Genomic DNA, 18,303 nt, shown 5'->3' with positions numbered 1-18,303 from the left:
CTCCCCTCCCCTCCCGTTCCGGAAGGACATCTGTCACCATGTCGACAATCAACCGAAGCCGCCGCGTCGCCGCCCTCGGCACCCTCGCCGCGCTCACCCTCGGCGCCACCGCCTGCGGTTCCTCCGGCGGCAACCCGCTCGACGGGGGTTCGAGCGCCTCGGCCGCCACGGGCAGCGCGGGCGGGTCCGGCTCGACCGTGGTGGTCGGCTCGGCCAACTTCCCGGAGAACGTCCTGCTCGGGTCGATCTACTCGCAGGCGCTCAAGGCCAAGGGCGTGAAGGTCCAGGAGAAGTTCAACATCGGCAGCCGCGAGGTGCTCTACGGGCAGTTGCAGAGCGGCAACCTCACCGTCCTGCCGGAGTACAACGGCTCGCTGCTCGCCTACCTGGACGCCAAGTCCACCGCCGTCACCACCCAGGACGTGAACGCGGAGCTCGCCAAGACGCTGCCCGCCACGCTGGACATCCTCGAGTCCTCCCCGGCCGAGGACAAGGACTCCCTCAGCGTCACCCAGGAGACGGCCGACAAGGACAACCTCAAGAGCATCGCCGACCTCGCCGCCAAGGCCGGCGAGTACACCATCGGCGGGCCGCCGGAGTTCAAGAGCCGCCGCGAGCAGCAGCTCAAGGACGTCTACGGGCTGACCTTCAAGGAGTGGAAGCCCACCGGCGACGCCACCGCGAACGCACTCAAGGACGGCAGCATCCAGGTCGGCAACGTGTTCACCACCGACCCGAAGATCGTCCAGTACAAGCTGGTCCCGCTGGCCGACCCGAAGAACATCTTCGGCGCCCAGAACGTCACCCCGCTGGTCAACAAGGCGGGCGTGGACGCGACCGCGACGGCGGCGCTCAACGCGGTGTCGGCCAAGCTCGACACGGCCGGGCTGGTGGCGCTGATGAAGCGCGTGTCGGTGGACAAGGAGGACCCGTCGGCGGTCGCCAAGGACTGGCTGAAGTCCAACGGCCTCGGCTGACGGCGATTCGGCCCGGCGGCCGTGGAGCGTGAACGCGGCGGCCCGGAGGAAGCTCCTCCGGGCCGCCGTCGGCCGTTCCGGAGGCACCGTCCCGGGGCTTTCCGGGTGCGCTCGCGTGTGCGCTCACAGGTGCGCTCACGGGTGCGTTCCAGGTGCTTTCCGACCACTGAAGGGACCTTCCCTTCTGCGGCGCGAACATGACAGTCTGGGCGCCATGCGCACTCGTCTCCTCGCCGCCACCCTCACGGCACTCGCCGCGGTGAGCCTCGCTGCCTGCTCCAGCTCCGGATCGGACTCGGGCAAGGCCACCTCCGCGGCCGGCTCCCCCACCGCCCCCGCCGCCTCGGGCGCCGCGCCCTCCGACGCCGCCACGCCCGCGGCGACGACGCCCGCGGCCCCCGGGTCCGACTCGGCCGCCCCCACGGCCGACGGCGGCACCGGCGCGCCCGCCCCCGACGCCGGCGCCTCGGGAGCCCCCGCACCGTCCAAGCCCGCGCCGCCCGCCGACGCCGGACTGCCCGCCAAGCCGGGCACCGACGTGACGGCCAAGCTGGTCTCCGCGCTGGACGCGATCGACCCGGCGATCGTCGGCGGCAAGCCGGACCAGGCCGTGGACCGGGCGCGCAACCAGTGCCAGTCGATGTACCAGTTCCCCAAGGACAAGCAGAAGCTGGCGGACCTGGCCAACCAGCGCTTCACCTCCGCCGACCACCCGCAGGGCTTCGGGCCGGACACCGCCACGAAGATCAACGACGCGCTGCTCGCCACGCTCTGCCCGCCGTCCCGCTGACCTGCCGATCCGCTGGTCCACTGGTCCGCTGGTCCGCTGGTCCGCTGGTCCGCTGGTCCGCTGGTCCGCTGGTCCGCTGGTCCGCAGCACCATGATCCGCCCGGTGTCCTGAGCGCCGGGCTGCCGTGGCCGCGCCCCTTTCCGGGTGCGCGGCCACGGTCTTCTCGTTTCCGGCGCCCCTCACCGCCGCCCCTCGCCGCCACCCGGAGCATCCGACACCGTCCTCCCAGCGGGCCCCACCGGCGGCCCACCCGTCCCGACGCCGGTCCGCCCCCCTTCCGTCGCGCGGGCCGTGTGCTGACGAACTGTTAGGACTCTTGACAGACCAGTGGTCTAGTCCAAACATAAGCATGTCGATCCGACCGGGATGCACTGTGGGGGTGTGACCACCGGCGGCTGAGGCACTGCCATGCCCTGCCATGCTCCGCTCCACCCCCGCTCCGTACGGCGCGCGCTTCCGCACGCCGCCCGCGTCCACGCGAGTCGGTGGGCCTTCGCACGCCCGCACGCCCCCGCACTTCCCCGTACTCCCGGTTCCGACCCGGTCCCGGGGCCGCCGCCGACCCCACACGGCCGCCCCACCCGGACCGACCGCACCTCCCCAACGTCCTGCCCCACCAAGTCTGTTGGAGAATCCATGCGCCTCCGCCGAACAGTCCAGGCCGTGTTGACGGCCTGCGCCACGCTGGCCGCCTCGGCCGGCCTGGTCGCCGCCGGGACGAGCTCCGCCCAGGCCGCCACCCCGCTCCCCAGCCGGGTCTTCGCCCCCTACTTCGAGTCCTGGACCGGCCAGAGCCCGGCCCAGCTGGCCGCGCAGTCCGGTGCCAAGCACCTGACCATGGCGTTCCTCCAGGCCGCCACCAAGGGCTCCTGCACGCCGTACTGGAACGGCGACACCTCCAAGCCGGTGTCCTCCTCCACGTTCGGCGCGGACATCGCGACCATCCGCGCCAACGGCGGGGACGTGATCCCGTCCTTCGGCGGCTACACCGCCGACAACACCGGCACCGAGATCGCCGACAGCTGCACCGACGTCAACCAGATCGCGGCCGCCTTCCAGAACGTGATCACCACCTACGACGTCAGCCGGATCGACCTCGACATCGAGGACAACTCGCTGACCAACACCGCCGGGATCGACCGCCGCAACAAGGCCATCAAGCTCGTGCAGGACTGGGCCGCCGCCAACGGGCGGAACATCCAGTTCTCCTACACGCTGCCCACCACCACCTCCGGGCTGGCCAGCAGCGGTCTCGCGGTGCTGAAGAACGCGGTCAGCAACAACGCGCGGATCGATGTCGTCAACATGATGACCTTCGACTACTACGACAACGCCGCCCACGACATGGCGGCCGACACCCAGACCTCCGCGCAGGGCCTCTACAACCAGCTCGCCAAGCTCTACCCGTCCAAGACCCCCGCCCAGCTGTGGGGTTCGATCGGGATCACCGAGATGATCGGTGTCGACGACTTCGGTCCGGCCGAGACCTTCACCCTGGCCAACGCCACCACCGTGTACAACTGGGCGGTCTCCAAGGGCATCAACACGCTGTCCTTCTGGGCCCTCCAGCGCGACAACGGCGGCTGCCCGGGCACGGCCGGCAACGACAACTGCTCCGGGATCGCCCAGAACACCTGGGACTTCACCCACGTCTTCGCGCCGTTCACCAGCGGCTCGACGGTGAGCAACGACTTCTCGGTGTCGGCCAGCCCGAACTCCGCCACGGTCGCGGCCGGTTCGTCCACCTCGGCCACCATCGCGACGGCCGTGACGGCGGGCTCCGCGCAGAGCGTCAACCTCACGGTCAGCGGCGCCCCGGCCGGCGTCACCGCCACCGTCACCCCGGGCAGCGTCACCGCCGGCAACAGCGCCACGCTGAACATCAGCACCACCTCCTCGGTGACGCCCGGGAGTTACCCGATCACGGTCACCGGCTCGGCGGCCTCCGGAAGCCACACCAGCACCTTCACCCTGACCGTCACCGGCACTCAGCCCGGCAATGACTTCTCGGTCGCCGTGAACCCGAACTCCGGTACGGTCGCTGCTGGTTCGTCCGTCTCGGCGACCATCTCGACGGCGGTCACCGCCGGCTCGGCGCAGAACCTCAACCTCGCGGTCGTCAGCCAGCCCGTCCCCGGCATCACCGCCACCATCACCCCCGGCAGCGTCACCGCCGGCAACAGCGCCACGCTGAACATCTCCACCACCTCGGCCGTGACTCCGGGCACCTACCCGCTGGGCATCAGCGCCACCGGGGCCTCCGGCAACCACATCGCGTCCTACACGCTGACCGTCACCGGGACCACGCCGACCACTGGCCTGGTCAACGGCGACCTGGAGAGCGGCAGCCTGGCCCCGTGGACCTGCCAGAGCGGCGGCGCCGTGGTCTCCACCCCGGTCCACTCCGGCACCAAGGCCCTCCAGGCCGCGGCCACCGCCGCCCAGACCGGCGAGTGCGCGCAGACCGTCACGCTGAAGCCCAACACCAGCTACACCCTGAGCGGTTGGGTGCAGGGCAACTACGCCTACATCGGCGTCAACGGCGGCGCCACCGCCAGCGCGTGGGCCAACTCCTCCGGCTGGACCAAGGTGTCCGTCCCCTTCACCACCGGCGCCAACGGCACCGTCTCCGTGTACCTGCACGGCTGGTACGGCCAGGGCAACGTGTACGGGGATGACTTCTCCATCGCCTGAGACCGCCCCGGGTGGCGAATGACGAGTAACGGATAACGGATGACAGCTGACAGATTTCAACATCTGTCAGCTGTCATCCGTCTTCTGTTCGTTGTTACCCGTTCGCTGTCATCCGTCCGCCGTCAGTCGTCTGGCCGCGGCCTGCCGCCCGTCTCCTGTCAGCCGCCCGCCGCCGCCCGCATCCGCTCCGGTCGGCACAGCGCCAGGTAGACCACCGTCGCGAGCACCCCGCAGACCAGGACCACCAGCGCCAGCAGCACCGCCGACGGCTGACCGCCGAGGCTGCTCAGCGGCGCGACCACCGCGGCGCACAGGAAGTTGCCCGTCCCGAGCAGCGCCGACGCGGTACCCGCCACCTGCGGCTCGACCAGGCCGAGCGCCTGGGCGGCGGTGTTCGGCAGCAGCACGCCCAGGCTGCCCATCATCACGAACAGCGGCGGGCAGAACCCGGCCAGCCCGAAGTCCCACACCGTGGTCAGCAGCACCAGCGCCACCCCGGCGGCGACCGCCGCCGCGAGGCTGCCCAGCATCAGCACCCGCTGAGTGAAGCGCGGCGCCAGTACGCGCCCGTTCACCTGGGTCATCACCACGATCGCGAACGAGTTCAGCCCGAACAGCAGACTGTAGGTCTGCGGCGAGACCTGGTACACGTGCTGGAGCACCGTCGACGACCCGCTGATGTAGCCGAACAGCGCCCCGAAGGCGAGGGAGCTGGTCAGCGCCAGCCCGAGGAACGGCAGGTTGCCCAGCAGCCGTCCCATCGTCCGCAGGGTCGCGCCCACCCCGCCGCGGTCCCGGGTCTCCGGCGGCAGCGTCTCGCGCAGCACCCCGAACGAGACCAGGGTGAGCAGCAGCCCGAGCGCCGTCAGCACACCGAAGGTGCCGCGCCACGAGGTGAACCGCATCAGCTGCGCGCCGATGATCGGCGCGAGGATCGGCGCCAGCCCGGATATCAGGGCGATCGAGGCGAGGAAGCGCAGCAGCGCGACGCCTTGGAAGCGGTCCCGGGAGACGGCGCGTCCGATCACCAGCCCGGCGGAGCCGGCCGCGCCCTGGACGAAGCGGGCGGCGATCAGCACGGCCAGGTTCGGCGCGAACACGCACACCACGCTGGACAGGGTGTAGAGGACGAGCCCGGCGAGCAGCGGCACCCGGCGCCCGTAGCGGTCGCTGAGCGGCCCGAAGAGCAGCTGCCCGACGGCGACCCCGAACATCGAGAAGGTCAGGGTGAGCTGGACGGCGGCCGGCTGGGCAACCAGGTCGTCGGCGATCGCGGGCAGGCCCGGCAGGTAGAGGTCGGTGGTGAGCGGGCCGAGCGCGGTGAGGCCGCCGAGGGCGGCGATCACGGCCCAGCCGGGACGGGTCTGGCCGGTGGCGGGTGCGGCGACGGATGCGGGGGCGGCGGTGGTGGCGGCAGCGGTCGACGTGTCGTCGGTGGGGCCGACGGTCGGGCCGGGCATGGTTCTCCTTACGGACGGGCGACGTGGGGTTCGTTCGCGCTCCGTCCTACCGCAGCACGGTCCGGTTCCGACAGCGGGGGTACGTGCTGTCCGGCTGCGGGGGTGCGCCGGGCGGATCGTCCGCCGCCCGTTTCCGGCCCGCACACGGCGACGGCCCGCCCGCACCTTCCGGTGCCCGGCGGGCCGTTCCGTTCCCCGGTCGCGGCGACCAGGAGTGCTCAGAGGTGTTCAGGGGTGTTCAGGGATTCCCGGGAATGGTCAGGAGTACTCGGGTGCCCGCCGGACTCAGCGCTTGGCGACGTGCTCGGCGCGCAGCGCCGCCTGAACCGCCGCGCCGTCCTGCCACGCGTAGAGCTGGTTGCCGGTCAGCGCCACGTTGTAGTACCCGCAGGTGCCGATGACCTTGGTCGCGACGCCCTCGGGGAACCAGCCGGCCTTGAGCGACTCCGGCACCGGGTGCGCGCTCTTGCCCGGCTGCCCGGCGGTGCAGCCGACGGGCAGCCGCTCCTCCGGGAGGGTGGCGCGCAGCAGGCGGTCGTCGCCCCTGGTGGACATCAGGTACTTCACCCCGGAGGCGTTGTCGGGCAGCCAGGTCGGCACCGACCGGCGGTCGGCCTTGGCCTGGGTGCCGGTCTCGTACGAGCCCTGCTGCTGGTGGTGCTCGTCGTACCAGTCGGACACCCGCGGGCCGATTGCCACGGCCGCCACGGCGACGGCCATGCCGGTACCAGCGACTCCCAGCGCGACCTTGCTCACGATGCCCTTCATGCCCGGCTGTCCTCTCCGTGTCGTGACCGGTGCGGCCGTCGCCGACCGCTCGTCTCCGCCGCCGGCGGCCGCTCAGGTCCGCGTCGCCGGCCCGGTCGGCGTGCTCCACCGTCCGGTGCAACCATCGTGGCCCGTCCCGACCCGTCGGATCGTCACCACCAGGTCGCGATCTTGTCTCCAACCCACGGGGTACCTTCTCCACCTTCAGGCGTATGTCCTTCGGCAGGGACCCTGAGGCCCGCAGGTCCGGGGCCCCGCGGTCTCGGACGCGTGCCGCTCCGGCGCCCAGGCCGGCACGCCCGGGTCGAGCGCGGCCCGAGCCCCGGTCGAGCCTCGCTCAAGCCCGGCGCCGCCGCAGCCCGGCCTGCTGCACCCGGGGGCACCGGTACCCCCGGATCGCGGACCGCCCGTCGCTCAGACCGCCGCCGGTACCGGCCTGGCCAGCGGGAACGGGCGGCCGTCGAGGGTCCAGTGCGGGTCGATCGGGCGCAGCAGGGAGGCGTACACCTGCGCGGCGACGTCCGGGTGGCGGATCTCGCCGGTGGGCGGGCCGGCCGGGATGCCGTGCCCGGCGCAGGCGACCCAGGCCGTCCGCTCCTCGACCGTACGGCCGCCGTGGCCGCCGGCGTCCACGTGCCCGTGGTCGGTGACGACGATGACCGTCCACTGCTCCTCGGCGTAGGTCGCCCGGCCGCGGACCGCGTCGAGGAGGCGGCCGAGGCGCTCGTCGGCGGTGCGCATGGACGCGCGGTACTCGTCGCCGCAGCCCAGGAAGTGGGCGGTCTCGTCGACGGCGCCGAGGTAGACGAAGGAGGCCTCGGGGTCGGCGGCGCCGAGGACGTGGACGGCCTCCCGGACGACCTCCTCGTCCACCGCCTCCCAGGCCTCGGGGGTGTCCTCGGCGGGGGCCACGTAGGAGAGCCGGCCGGGGGCGCGGAACAGCGGGCCGCCGGACTCGTTGATCATCAGCGGGTCCCAGCCGGCCGCGACGAAGGTGCGGCGCCGGTCGCCCCGGGCGAGGCGGGTGGCGAAGTCGGGGAACACGTCGAGCCGGTTGCCGCCCAGGTGGTTGCCCCAGACCCCGTGCTTGGCGGGCTCGACCCCGGTCACGATGGTGGTCCAGCACGGCCCGGACATGGTGGGCGTGCCGTCCGCGACGGTGACCGGCACCAGGAACCCGGCCTCGGCGACCTCCTCCAGGCGCGGCATCTGCACCTGCGCCAGGTAGTCGTGGCGGACACCGTCGATCCCGACGACGAGAACGCGGGGGCGGGGCCACTGGGCAGCGGACATGGGACGTTCCTTTCGGTCGTGCGCACCCGGCCGCGCCCGCCGAGGGCGCCGCCGACCGCGCCATGCTCCACCGACCGCCGTACCGGTCGGCGTCACCTCACCGAACGCCGGGTGTCCACGAGGTGTCGGAAGAGCGCCGGGAAGCCGCCGGGGCGGTCCGCGGCCGACGGGGACCGTACGGAACGGGCCGCCCCGCCGACCGTGCCGACGCCGCGGGCTCCGGGCGGCGGGCTCCGGGCGACTGGGCGGCAGGCGGGGAGGCGACAGATCGGCGCTACGGACGGCGGGGCAGGTCGGGGCTGCCGGCGGCGGGGCGGGTCACGACTGCGGGCGGAACTCGTGGACCACCTCGATGCGGCCGACGATGTGCCGGTTGAACTCGGCCAACTCCTCGGCGGGCACCCAGAGTTCGAGGATCGTCCGGCCGCCCGCCCGCTGGACGGGGTAGCGGGCGAGGAAGGCGGTGTCGACCTCGAAGCGGGTGACGTAGCCGACGCCGGAGGCGGGCACGTTCCAGTCCCGGGCGATCCGGATCGCGTAGTCCTCGTTGAGGACGGGGTAGAAGATCGGCTGCTCGGGCAGGCGGGGCGGCCAGGCGCGCCGGTCGGCGGCCTCGACCAGGGCCAGCTCCTCCGGGCCGGTGGGGCGCCAGAGGGTGGTGGTCGGGGGCCGCGGCGGGACGTACTGGCTGGTCATGGCAGGGACGGTAGCCGGGCCGCGACGGGCCCGGCCACCGGTTTTCCCGGGCCGGGAAGGGCGGGCGGCGGCCCGTCAGCGGTAGGCGGACTCGCCGGTGATGGCCTCGCCGAGGACCAGGGTGTGGATCTCACTGGTGCCCTCGTAGGTGAGCACCGACTCCAGGTTGTTGGCGTGCCGCAGCACCGGGTACTCGGTGGTGATGCCGTTGGCGCCGAGGACGGTCCGGGCGCTGCGGGCGATCTCCAGCGCGGTGCGGACGTTGTTGAGCTTGCCGAAGCTGATGTGCGGCGGGCGGGCCGCGCCCTGCTCCTTGAGCCGGCCGATCCGCAGGGCGACCAGGTAGGCCTTCTCGACCTCCAGCATCATCTCGACCAGCTTCTGCTGGGTCAGCTGGAAGCCCGCGATCGGGCGGTCGAACTGGATCCGGCTCTTGGCGTAGTCCAGGGCGGCGGTGTAGCAGTCGCGGGCGGCTCCGACGGTGCCCCAGAGGATGCCGTAGCGGGCCTCGTTGAGGGAGGAGAGCGGGCCGCGCAGGCCGACCACCCCGGGCAGCACGGCGTCGGCGGGCAGCACCACCTCGTCGAAGGCCAGCTCGCTGGTGACGGAGGCCCGCAGCGAGAGCTTGCCGTGCACGTCGGTGGCGGTCAGGCCGCGGCTGCCGCGCTCGACCAGGAAGCCGCGCACGCCCTCCTCGGTCTGCGCCCAGACCACGGCGACGTCGGCGATGCTGCCGTTGGTGATCCACATCTTGCTGCCGGACAGCACCCAGTCGCCGCCCTCACCGCCCTTGCGCACCGCCCGGGTCCGCATGTTGGCGGGGTCGGAGCCGAAGTCCGGCTCGGTGAGGCCGAAGCAGCCGATCAGTTCACCGGCGGCCATGCCGGGCAGCCAGCGCTGCTTCTGCTCCTCCGAGCCGAAGGCATGGATCGAACGCATGGCGAGCGAGCCCTGGACGGAGACGAAGCTGCGCAGCCCGGAGTCGGCCGCCTCCAGCTCCATGCAGGCCACCCCGTACGCCACCGCGTCGGCGCCCGCGCAGCCGTAGCCGTCGAGGTGCATGCCGAGCACGCCCAGGGCGCCGAGCTCGGGGGCCAGCTCGCGGACCGGGAAGACCCCGCGCTCGAACCAGTCGCCGATGTGCGGGCGGATGTGCTCCTCGGTGAACCGGCGGACGGTGTCGCGGATCAGCCGCTCCTCGTCCGAGAGCAGGTCGCCGACGGCGAGCAGGTCGGACGGGTCGATCCGGGTCGGCTTCGTCATCGAAGCTCCTTGTACTCTCGGCGGAATACCAGCGGAATACCGGCGAGTATCGCGCACCCGGCCGAGCGGTGGGCGGGCGCGAACGAGTGAGGATGGCGACATGTCCGACGGTGCGTACGTGATCGGCGAGGTGACGGCCCAGGAGCTGGACGACTCGGCGGAGGAGTTCGCCGGGCTCCTGGTGGAGACCGTGCACGGCGGCGCCTCGATCGGGTTCCTCGCCCCGCTGGCGCCCGACGAGGCCAGGACGTGGTGGCGGGCGCTCGGCCCGGACCTCGCGGCCGGCCGGCTGGTGCTGTGGACCGCCCGGAACCGGGCCGACGGACGGCTGGCCGGCACGGTGCAGCTGCGGCCCGCCACCACCGCGAACGGCCGCCACCGGGGCGAGGTGGCCAAGCTGATGGTGCACCCCGCCGATCGCGGGCACCGGCTGGCGGGACGGCTGCTGGCGGCCCTGGAGGAACGGGCGGTGGAGCTGGGCATCCGGCTGCTGGTGCTGGACACCGAGACCGGGAGCCCGGCGGAACGGCTCTACGAGGGGGCGGGCTGGACCCGGGTCGGCTCGGTGCCGGACTACGCGGCCGATCCGGCGGGCGTGCTCCGGCCGACCACCATCTTCTTCAAGTCGCCGACGCGCTGACGGGTCGACGGCCCGAGCGGGCGAAGCGGGCCGGGCGGGCCGAGGGAACACGACGGAACGGGAGCAGGGCATGGCACGTTGGGCGCTGGTCGTGGAGGAGACGGTGGGCACCGGGCACGACCGGACCTGGGGCAGCAAGGTGCTCGCCGAGGTCGAGGGCAGCCGCGAGGAGGCCGTCGAGGAACTGAAGCGACTCGTCCCCTCCTACACCCCGCAGCACCCGTTCAACAGCCGACGGCGGACGCTGCTCCGCGACGGGGACACCTACCTGCTGGTCTCGCAGGGGAGCATGCGCGACTACCACTGCGTGTTCAAGGTGTGGGAGCTGCTGTGGGACAGCGAGCGGCCGGACGTCCAGGCGGAGCGCCTGGCCGAGGGGGACGCGGAGGGCGGGTGACGGAGGGCGGGTGACGGAGGGCGGGTGACAGCGAACAGATGACAGCCGACAGATAACAGATAACAGATTTCAAACTCTGTCAGCTGTCAGCCGTCACCCCACCCCGCAGAGCCGCAGCACCGCCGTCGTCGCCGCACCGGCGACCACCACCACCGGGAACGGTGCCCGGCGCAGCGCGAGCACCCCTGCGGCCAGCACGCCCGCCGGGCGGGCCCACCCCGCGAAGCCGTGCCCCTGGGTCAGCGCGCCGGTCGCGACCAGGGCCACGAGCAGCACCGTCGCCGCGACGGCCAGCAGGTGCCGCAGTCGCTCCGAGAGGGCAAGCCGGCCGGCGAGCAGCGGCCCGGCGAGCCGGTAGGCGTACGTTCCGGCCGCGAGCAGCAGAACGGCGTACAGCGGCATCATCGAACCGTCTCCTTCTCGCTCTTCACGGCACTCTCCCCGCCCACCGCGTTCTCCACGTTCTGCTCGTCCGCGGCACTCCGGGCCGCCTCCCCCGCCGCCGGCCGTCCGGCGAACAGCAGCCCGACGAGGGCCAGCAGCACCGGCAGCCCGGCCGGGACGAACGGCGTGGCGGCGACCGCGACCACCGCTCCCACCAGCGCCGCCGTACGGATGCGGCGGTCCACGAGCGAGGGCAGGACGAGGGCGAGCAGCACCGCCGGGAAGGCGGCGTCCAGGCCGAGCGCGTCGGTGTCGCCGATCAGCCCGCCCGCGAGCGCGCCGAGCAGCACCGAGACGTTCCAGACGACGAACAGCGCGATCCCGCAGAGCCAGTACACGGCGCGGCGCCGGCGCGGCTCGTTCTGCTGCAGGGCGAAGGCGGCGGTCTCGTCGGTGAGCAGCTGCGCGCCCAGCAGGCGCCGCCACCAGGGGCCGTCGAGCACATCGGCCACGGTGAAGCCGAAGGGCAGCAGCCGGGCGTTGAGCACCAGCCCGGTGGCGACCGCGGCGAGGGCGCCGCCGCCGGAGAGCACCACGCCGACCGCCGCGAACTGGGAGCCGCCCGCGAACACCAGGACGGAGAGGGCGACCGGCACCCAGAGCGGCAGACCGCCGGAGACGCTGATCGCGCCGAAGGAGGCGCCGACGAGGGCATCGGCCAGGCAGACCAGAGCGACGTCCCGGAGGGTGGCGCGCTCCAGTGTTCGGAGTAGCGAACGCATGTTCATTAGAGTGAACCGCTCCAGCCTCGTTCGTCAAGGCGAACAGGCGGACCGATCCGGCGAACGATGGCCGACGCGGTCGGTACGGTCGGCGCGACCGACCGTGGCAGCATGAACGGCGGCATCGGCCGCACCGGGAGCCGTGGACGTGGAAGGGGCCAGGAGGAAGCGTGAGTGGCGAGCATGAGTGACCAGACCACCCCGACCACGGGCCCCGACGGCAGCACCGGCAACCGCCCCGGCGGCGGCAGCACCGGCGGCAGCGGCAACGGGAACGGCACCGAGCTGATCGGCCAGATCGCCGCCTCGATCCGGCGCGAGCGCGAGCGCAGCGGCCTGTCGATGGCCGAGCTGGCCCGGCGTGCGGGCATCGCCAAGTCCACCCTGTCCCAGCTGGAGTCGGGCGCGGGCAACCCCAGCGTGGAGACGCTCTGGGCACTCGGGGTCGCGCTGAACGTGCCGTTCAGCCGGCTGGTCGACCCGCCTCGCCCGGTGGTCAAGGTGATCCGGGTCGGCGAGGGCCCGGTGACCCACTCCGAGCGCGCCGACTACGCCGCCACCGTGCTCTCCTCCTGCCCGCCCAACGCCCGGCGCGACATCTACCGGATCGAGGCGCAGCCGGGCGAGACCAGGGCCTCCGACCCGCACATGCCCGGCACCGTCGAGCACGTGCTGATCGGTGCCGGGCGGGCGCTGGTCGGGCCGACGGAGGCGCCGGTGGAACTGGGCCCGGGCGACTACGTGAGCTACCCGGGCGACGCTCCGCACGTGTTCCGCGCCCTGGCCCCGGACACCCTCGCGGTGATCGTCATGGAACACATCTGACGATCAGTCAGCATCCCCTGACGGGCACGGACTACTTCAACAGCCCGTCCAGGAAGGGATTTCCGAACACCCGGTGCGGGTCGTGGCGGTCCAGGACGGCGACCGCCTCGTCCCAGCCGGGCCCGCCACCGGCCCGCAGGCTGTCGGGGATGGCCCGGCCGATCATGTCCGGGTCGGACCAGGCGGCGGCGTCGGTGTAGGCCCAGCCCTTGGACCACTCGACCCGCAGGCCCGCCCGGGTGCCGTCGAAGGTGCGCAGCAGCCACTGCTCCAACTCCCGGGCGAAGCGCTCCAGTCCGGGGGTGCCGGGGAAGGCCAGGACGTCCAGCCAGACCGCCGTGTCCCACTCGGGACGGTCGGCGCGCGGGCGCAGTGCGGACAGCAGCGGGGGCCGGGCGCCGGGGACGCCGGAGGCGGCCGGGTCGTCCAGGCCGGTGACCCGGATCTCCACCGCGCCGTTCACCGGGAACTCGCCCCGGGCCTGGTAGGCGGCGAGCAACTCCCGGTAGTAGGCGGCGAATTCGCTCACCACCCACTGGAGGTCGGCGCGCTTGGTGAGGATCGCGTAGCCGTTGGCGGTGACCCGCAGGGTGGTCGGGCGGACGTACTGGAGCAGGGCGCGGGAAGGGCCCCAGAGGTCGGAGTGCAGTCCGCCGGCGAGCAGGTGGGTGAGCACCTCGCCGCTGAGCAGCCGGCGCAGCAGGTCGCCGGAGAGCAGGATGTCCGTGATGTCGCCGGTGAGCCCCACCTTCGCGACCAGGTACTGGAGTTGGCCGAACAGCGGGGCCGATGCCCAGGCGCCGGCGACGATCTCCCCGGCGAGCCGGGCGACCGGCTCCGGAATGCTGTCCGAGAAGGGGTAGTTGTAGGGGCGGTCGACGGAGAGGGAGCCGAGCGGCTTGTTCGGGGTGACGCTCCAGGTCTTGAGCCAGGGGTACTCGGTGTAGGCGAACCAGATCGCCTCGACCCGGCCGTCGCGGTCCACGAACTCGGCGAGCGTGCGCGGGCCGCTCCCGCCGCCGAGGACGCCGCCCAGCACTCCCCCGAGCACTCCGCCGAGCCCGCCGCCGGTCCCGGTGCCGCTGCCGCTGCCCGGGCGGGCGAAGAGCTCGCTCGCCGGGATGTCGAGCCGGCTGACGCAGCGCAACGGGCGGTCGGCGCCGGCCCGCAGCACCACCTCGGTGAGGAAGGCGCGGCCCAGGTGCACCAGGAAGGCGGCGCTGTCGGCCTCGGAGCGGTCGAAGGTGCGCAGCGTGTAGCGGCCGGTGGCCGGGTCGAGGACGACGGCGGTGAGCCGGACGACCTGGTTGCTGACCGAGCCGTAGCCGTGCCCCTCCGGCCGCGCCTCCCCGACCGCCGTGGTGGCGGTGCCGTGGCCGCCGATGGCGAGCACGCCGCCGACGGTGAGCTCGCCAGGGGCCGGGCAGGCGGTCAGGCCCAGGCCGCGCTGGGCCAGGTGCGCTAGCAGGGCCTCCATGGTGGCGCCGGTCTGCACCCGGACGGTGCCGGGCGAGTCGGCGCTGATGGCGGTGAGGTACCGGCTGGTGTCCACGAGCAGGACCCGGGCGCTCTCCGGGGTCCCGGCGGCGACGGTGAGCGGCGCCCAGGTGTGCCGGTAGCCGGAGGCGCGCAGCCGCCAGCCGTTGGCGTGCGCCCAGTCGGCGAGGGCCGGGACCTCCTCGGGGGTGCGCGGCGCGCAGGTCCACAGCTGGTCGGTGCGGATCTCGCCGGACCAGTTCTGGAAGACCCGCTGGTAGAGCTCGGTGCCGGCGGGCAGCCCGGGCGGTACGGGCCCGGCGGCCTCGGCGCTGTCCGGGCCGACGGTGCCGCGCAGCAGCCAGGCCGCGCCGCCGAGCACCGCCGACGCGCCCAGCAGCTGTCGGCGGGTGAGGCCGTCGGTGGTGCTCCTCCGCGTGCCCACGGGGCCCGCCGGGGCCGTCGACGAGGCTCTCGCCGGGGCCTGCGCCCGGGCGCCCGCGGAGGCCTCCGTCGGGGCGTCCGCAGCGGCGTCCACCTGGGCGTTCATACGGGTATTCATGGGGGTCATCCCCTCCGGTGTCGCCCCGTCACCCGTTCCGCCCCTCTGGCCGTGTCCTGTGGTCATCCGTCCGTCCGCCCCTTCGCGCTGGTCCCCCCGGGCCGAGCTGCGGCGATCCGGGTCCGGCCGGAGTCCGCCCGGCCCGGTCTGGAGCGTATGGAGGGGCGTACGGCCGTTTGAAGCACCCGCCGGGGATCTCACTCCTTCGAGTGAGATCGGTCCGATCCGCCCCGGGAACCCCGTCCACCTGCACAGCTCCTCGTCCGGACTCTGTTGCCCGGTTCCTCGGCGGGCGCATAGGTTGATCGCGATCACCCCACCCCGCCCGCCGGAGGCCCCGCCATGCCCTCGTCCGCGAACCCGCCCGTGCCCGCGCGTCCCGTGCCCGGGCCGCTGACGGTCGCCGTCGCCCAGCCCGTCTGCGCCGCCGCCGGCCGTCCGGACACCGTGTCCGAGAACGTGGCCCTGCACGCCGAGGCGGTACGGGAGGCGGGCACCCGGCTGGTGGTGTTCCCCGAGCTGTCGCTGACCGGCTACGACCTGGCCGCACCGGCCGTCGACCCGGCGGACACCCGGCTCGCACCGCTGGTGGCGGCCTGCGCCGCCGCCGGCGCCGTCGCCCTGGTCGGGGCGCCGGTGGTCGAGGCCGACGGGCGCGAGTCCATCGCCACGCTGGCGGTCACCGGGGAGGGCGCCGAGGTCGTCTACCGGAAGATGCGCCTGCACGGCGCCGAGGTCGAACGCTTCACCCCGGGCGGGAAGCCCGTCGTCCTGGAGCTGGACGGTCTGCGACTCGGCCTCGCCGTCTGCGCGGACGCCGCCGATCCGACGCACGCCGAGGAGACCGCCGCGCTCGGCATCGACGCCTACGTCGCCTCCACCCTCTACGGGCCCGGCGCCGCCCAGGCCGAGCGCCGGGACGGCCACGTCCGCGACCGGGCCGCCGCCCACGGGGTGTGGTGCGTGCTCGCGACCTGCGCCGGGGCCACCGGCGAGTACCCGGACAGCTCGGGCGGCTCCGGCGTCTGGGCCCCGGGCGGCGGCCTCGTCGCCCAGGCCGGTACCGCCCCGGGCGGGCTGGTCCGCGCCGAGGTGGCCCGTACCGGCCTGCCCCGGCAGTAGGCGCCGGGCCCGAACCGGGACCAGAACCGGAACCGGGTCACCCCCACCGGAAATACCCGGGCCCCGCTCGCGGCTGTGGTGATCGGAGATCCGTTCCGGGCCCGGTCGGGCCCGTACAGGAGGTGCAGCGCGCGATGGGTGGCCAGCAGGAGAAGCCGCAGGAGTACCGGATCGAGCACGACTCGATGGGCGAGGTCCGGGTGCCGGCCGACGCGAAGTGGCAGGCGCAGACGCAGCGGGCGGTGGAGAACTTCCCGGTGTCCGGTCAGCGGCTGGAGCGGGCGCACATCGCCGCGCTGGCCCGGATCAAGGCGGCAGCCGCCCGGGTGAACGCCCGGCTCGGGGTGCTGGACGAGGAGACGGCGGAGGCGATCGCGGCGGCGGCCGAGGAGGTCGCGGAGGGGCGCTGGGACGACCAGTTCCCGGTGGACGTGTTCCAGACCGGCTCGGGCACCTCGTCCAACATGAACACCAACGAGGTGATCGCCACCCTGGCCGGGGAGCGGCTGGGCCGGCCGGTCCACCCGAACGACCACGTCAACGCCAGCCAGTCGTCCAACGACGTCTTCCCGTCCTCGATCCACATCGCCGCCACCGGCGCCGTCACCCACGACCTGGTCCCGGCTCTGGAGCACCTTGCGGAGGCGTTGGAGCGCAAGGCCGCCGAGTTCGCCCGGGTGGTCAAGTCGGGCCGCACCCACCTGATGGACGCCACGCCCGTCACGCTCGGCCAGGAGTTCGGCGGCTACGCGGCGCAGGTGCGGCACGGGCGGGAGCGGCTGCTGGCCACCCTCCCCCGGGTGGCCGAACTCCCGCTCGGCGGCACGGCGGTGGGCACCGGGATCAACACCCCGCCCGGCTTCCCGGAGGCCGTCATCGCGGAGGTCGCCCGCGCCACCGACCTGCCGCTGACGGAGGCCAGGAACCACTTCGAGGCGCAGGGCGCGCGGGACGCCCTGGTCGAACTGAGCGGTCAACTGCGCACGGTGGCGGTCGGGTTCACGAAGATCGCGAACGACCTGCGGTGGATGGGCTCCGGTCCGCGCACCGGGCTCGGCGAGATCAACCTGCCGGACCTCCAGCCGGGTTCGTCGATCATGCCGGGCAAGGTGAACCCGGTGCTGCCCGAGGTCGTGCTGATGGTCGCCGCCCAGGTGGTGGGCAACGACGCGACGGTCACCCTGGCGGGCGCGAGCGGCAACTTCGAGCTGAACGTGATGCTCCCGGTGCTCGCCCGCAACGTGCTGGAGTCGGTGCGGCTGCTCGCCAACAGCGCCCGGCTGCTGGCCGACCGGACGGTGGACGGCATCACCGCCAACGTCGAACGGGCCCGGGAGTACGCGGAGTCCTCGCCCTCGGTGGTGACCCCGCTGAACCGCTACATCGGGTACGAGGAGGCCGCGAAGGTCGCCAAGCAGGCGCTGGCCGAACGCAAGACGATCCGTCAGGTGGTGCTGGAGCGCGGCTACGTCGAACAGGGCAGGCTCACCGTGGAGCAGCTGGACGAGGCGCTGGACGTGCTGCGGATGACGCACCCCTAGCGGGCCGGGCCGGCCGGCGGCTGTGACACGGCTTGGTCCCGGTCGCCGGCCTCGCCTTCGCCGGAGGACGCGCGCCGGGGCGCGGCGGGCGGTTGCGCCCTCCGCGCCCCGGTCACGGGCTGCGGGGAAGATCAGCCCTTGGCGCGACCGGCCCGGCCGCGCCGCATCGATGCTCCGTTCGACGTCATGGTCGCCATCGAGATCGCCGCGAGGCCGAGCAGGAACATCACGGCGCCCACGATGACGCAGGTCACGATGTTCTTGCCGTGCGCGACGGACCCGGAGACGACCCACGGGGAGATGATCGTCCAGGCACCGAGCGCGGCGGCCGCCCAGGCCCGCGCGTGGGTGCGTTCGTAGGCCGACCCGTAGCCGGCCATCAGAGCCGTGTAGGCCAGCCCGACGATCAGGCAGGTCACGGTCAGGGTGTTGTACGCGGTGAAGCCGACGATCCACGGCGATGCCGCCAGGAAGAGGCCGGCCAGGACGGCCAGGGCCTCGATGCCCTGAGCGCGGGGGGTCGAGGTGACCCGCTCGTAGCGTTCGCGCAGTTCGACGATGTCCGGATGGTGCTCCATGCCCGTCGTCGGGATATGGGTTGCCACCGATACCACCTCCTGTGGTCGGAACCG

General features: G+C 73.3%; 17 protein-coding genes. 8 read left to right on the top strand and 9 right to left on the bottom strand.

Annotation, left to right across the window (positions count from 1 at the left end; translation table 11 throughout):
• Positions 1-38: 38 nt before the first annotated feature.
• The 3 genes from ACFCY1_RS03620 (at position 39) to ACFCY1_RS03610 (ending at position 4,462) form a co-directional block, all read left to right on the top strand.
• A complete protein-coding gene (locus ACFCY1_RS03620; protein ID WP_375873364.1) occupies positions 39-977 on the top strand; it encodes an ABC transporter substrate-binding protein in 939 nt (312 codons plus the stop codon).
• A gap of 214 nt (positions 978-1,191) precedes the next feature.
• Positions 1,192-1,767: a hypothetical protein gene (locus ACFCY1_RS03615; protein WP_375873363.1), complete on the top strand. Its 576-nt coding sequence runs from the start codon at positions 1,192-1,194 to the stop codon at positions 1,765-1,767.
• 637 nt (positions 1,768-2,404) lie between these two features.
• A complete protein-coding gene (locus tag ACFCY1_RS03610; RefSeq protein ID WP_375873362.1) occupies positions 2,405-4,462 on the top strand; it encodes a glycosyl hydrolase family 18 protein in 2,058 nt (685 codons plus the stop codon).
• Between the two features lie 158 nt (positions 4,463-4,620).
• Here ACFCY1_RS03610 and ACFCY1_RS03605 read toward each other — a convergent pair whose 3' ends face one another.
• From ACFCY1_RS03605 to ACFCY1_RS03585, 5 genes are all read right to left on the bottom strand, one after another.
• The gene (locus ACFCY1_RS03605; RefSeq protein WP_375873361.1) at positions 4,621-5,922 is read right to left on the bottom strand and encodes a multidrug effflux MFS transporter; all 1,302 of its coding nucleotides are present in this window, start codon (positions 5,920-5,922) and stop codon (positions 4,621-4,623) included.
• 285 nt (positions 5,923-6,207) lie between these two features.
• Positions 6,208-6,690, bottom strand: a complete 483-nt coding sequence (locus ACFCY1_RS03600; RefSeq protein ID WP_375873360.1) for a hypothetical protein — start codon at positions 6,688-6,690, stop codon at positions 6,208-6,210.
• Between the two features lie 414 nt (positions 6,691-7,104).
• A complete protein-coding gene (locus tag ACFCY1_RS03595) occupies positions 7,105-7,983 on the bottom strand; it encodes an alkaline phosphatase family protein (RefSeq protein ID WP_375873359.1) in 879 nt (292 codons plus the stop codon).
• A gap of 318 nt (positions 7,984-8,301) precedes the next feature.
• Entirely contained in the window at positions 8,302-8,679 is a 378-nt protein-coding gene (locus ACFCY1_RS03590; RefSeq protein WP_375873358.1) for an ADP-ribosylation/crystallin J1, read from the bottom strand.
• Between the two features lie 75 nt (positions 8,680-8,754).
• Entirely contained in the window at positions 8,755-9,942 is a 1,188-nt protein-coding gene (locus tag ACFCY1_RS03585) for an acyl-CoA dehydrogenase family protein (RefSeq protein ID WP_375873357.1), read from the bottom strand.
• Between the two features lie 100 nt (positions 9,943-10,042).
• Here ACFCY1_RS03585 and ACFCY1_RS03580 point away from each other — a divergent pair, with 100 nt between their 5' ends.
• A complete protein-coding gene (locus ACFCY1_RS03580) occupies positions 10,043-10,582 on the top strand; it encodes a GNAT family N-acetyltransferase (protein ID WP_375873356.1) in 540 nt (179 codons plus the stop codon).
• Between the two features lie 70 nt (positions 10,583-10,652).
• Complete coding sequence (locus ACFCY1_RS03575) at positions 10,653-10,979, top strand: hypothetical protein (RefSeq protein WP_375873355.1); 327 nt, start codon at positions 10,653-10,655, stop codon at positions 10,977-10,979.
• Positions 10,980-11,072: 93 nt separating this feature from the next.
• On the opposite strand, the gene ACFCY1_RS03570 is transcribed toward ACFCY1_RS03575, so the two are convergent.
• Together ACFCY1_RS03570 and ACFCY1_RS03565 are read right to left on the bottom strand one after the other, a co-directional pair.
• Entirely contained in the window at positions 11,073-11,381 is a 309-nt protein-coding gene (locus ACFCY1_RS03570; protein ID WP_369808302.1) for an AzlD domain-containing protein, read from the bottom strand.
• Positions 11,381-12,145, bottom strand: coding sequence for an AzlC family ABC transporter permease (locus ACFCY1_RS03565; RefSeq protein ID WP_375873354.1), 765 nt, complete (start codon positions 12,143-12,145; stop codon positions 11,381-11,383). The genes ACFCY1_RS03570 and ACFCY1_RS03565 overlap by 1 nt, the downstream gene beginning before the upstream one ends.
• 183 nt (positions 12,146-12,328) lie before the next feature.
• On the opposite strand from ACFCY1_RS03565, the gene ACFCY1_RS03560 reads away from it, so the two are divergent.
• Positions 12,329-12,970, top strand: a complete 642-nt coding sequence (locus tag ACFCY1_RS03560) for a helix-turn-helix domain-containing protein (RefSeq protein WP_375873353.1) — start codon at positions 12,329-12,331, stop codon at positions 12,968-12,970.
• A gap of 31 nt (positions 12,971-13,001) precedes the next feature.
• Here ACFCY1_RS03560 and ACFCY1_RS03555 read toward each other — a convergent pair whose 3' ends face one another.
• Complete coding sequence (locus tag ACFCY1_RS03555) at positions 13,002-15,008, bottom strand: cholesterol oxidase substrate-binding domain-containing protein (RefSeq protein WP_375873352.1); 2,007 nt, start codon at positions 15,006-15,008, stop codon at positions 13,002-13,004.
• A gap of 342 nt (positions 15,009-15,350) precedes the next feature.
• Here ACFCY1_RS03555 and ACFCY1_RS03550 point away from each other — a divergent pair, with 342 nt between their 5' ends.
• Complete coding sequence (locus ACFCY1_RS03550; protein WP_375873351.1) at positions 15,351-16,130, top strand: carbon-nitrogen hydrolase family protein; 780 nt, start codon at positions 15,351-15,353, stop codon at positions 16,128-16,130.
• Positions 16,131-16,264: 134 nt separating this feature from the next.
• Positions 16,265-17,671 carry an aspartate ammonia-lyase gene (locus tag ACFCY1_RS03545; RefSeq protein ID WP_074004214.1) on the top strand — a complete coding sequence of 469 codons (1,407 nt, stop codon included), beginning with the start codon at positions 16,265-16,267 and terminating at the stop codon, positions 17,669-17,671.
• Between the two features lie 131 nt (positions 17,672-17,802).
• Here the strand turns inward: ACFCY1_RS03545 and ACFCY1_RS03540 are convergent, their stop codons facing one another.
• On the bottom strand, positions 17,803-18,276 hold the full coding sequence (locus ACFCY1_RS03540) for an SPW repeat protein (RefSeq protein WP_310593178.1): 474 nt from the start codon (positions 18,274-18,276) through the stop codon (positions 17,803-17,805).
• Between the last annotated feature and the right edge of the window lie 27 nt (positions 18,277-18,303).

It is taken from the genome of Kitasatospora sp. NPDC056273, assembly GCF_042268845.1.
Taxonomy (GTDB): Bacteria; Actinomycetota; Actinomycetes; order Streptomycetales; family Streptomycetaceae; genus Kitasatospora.
Note: the sequence above shows the minus strand (reverse complement) of the source record. Positions and strands in the feature narration are given on the sequence as shown.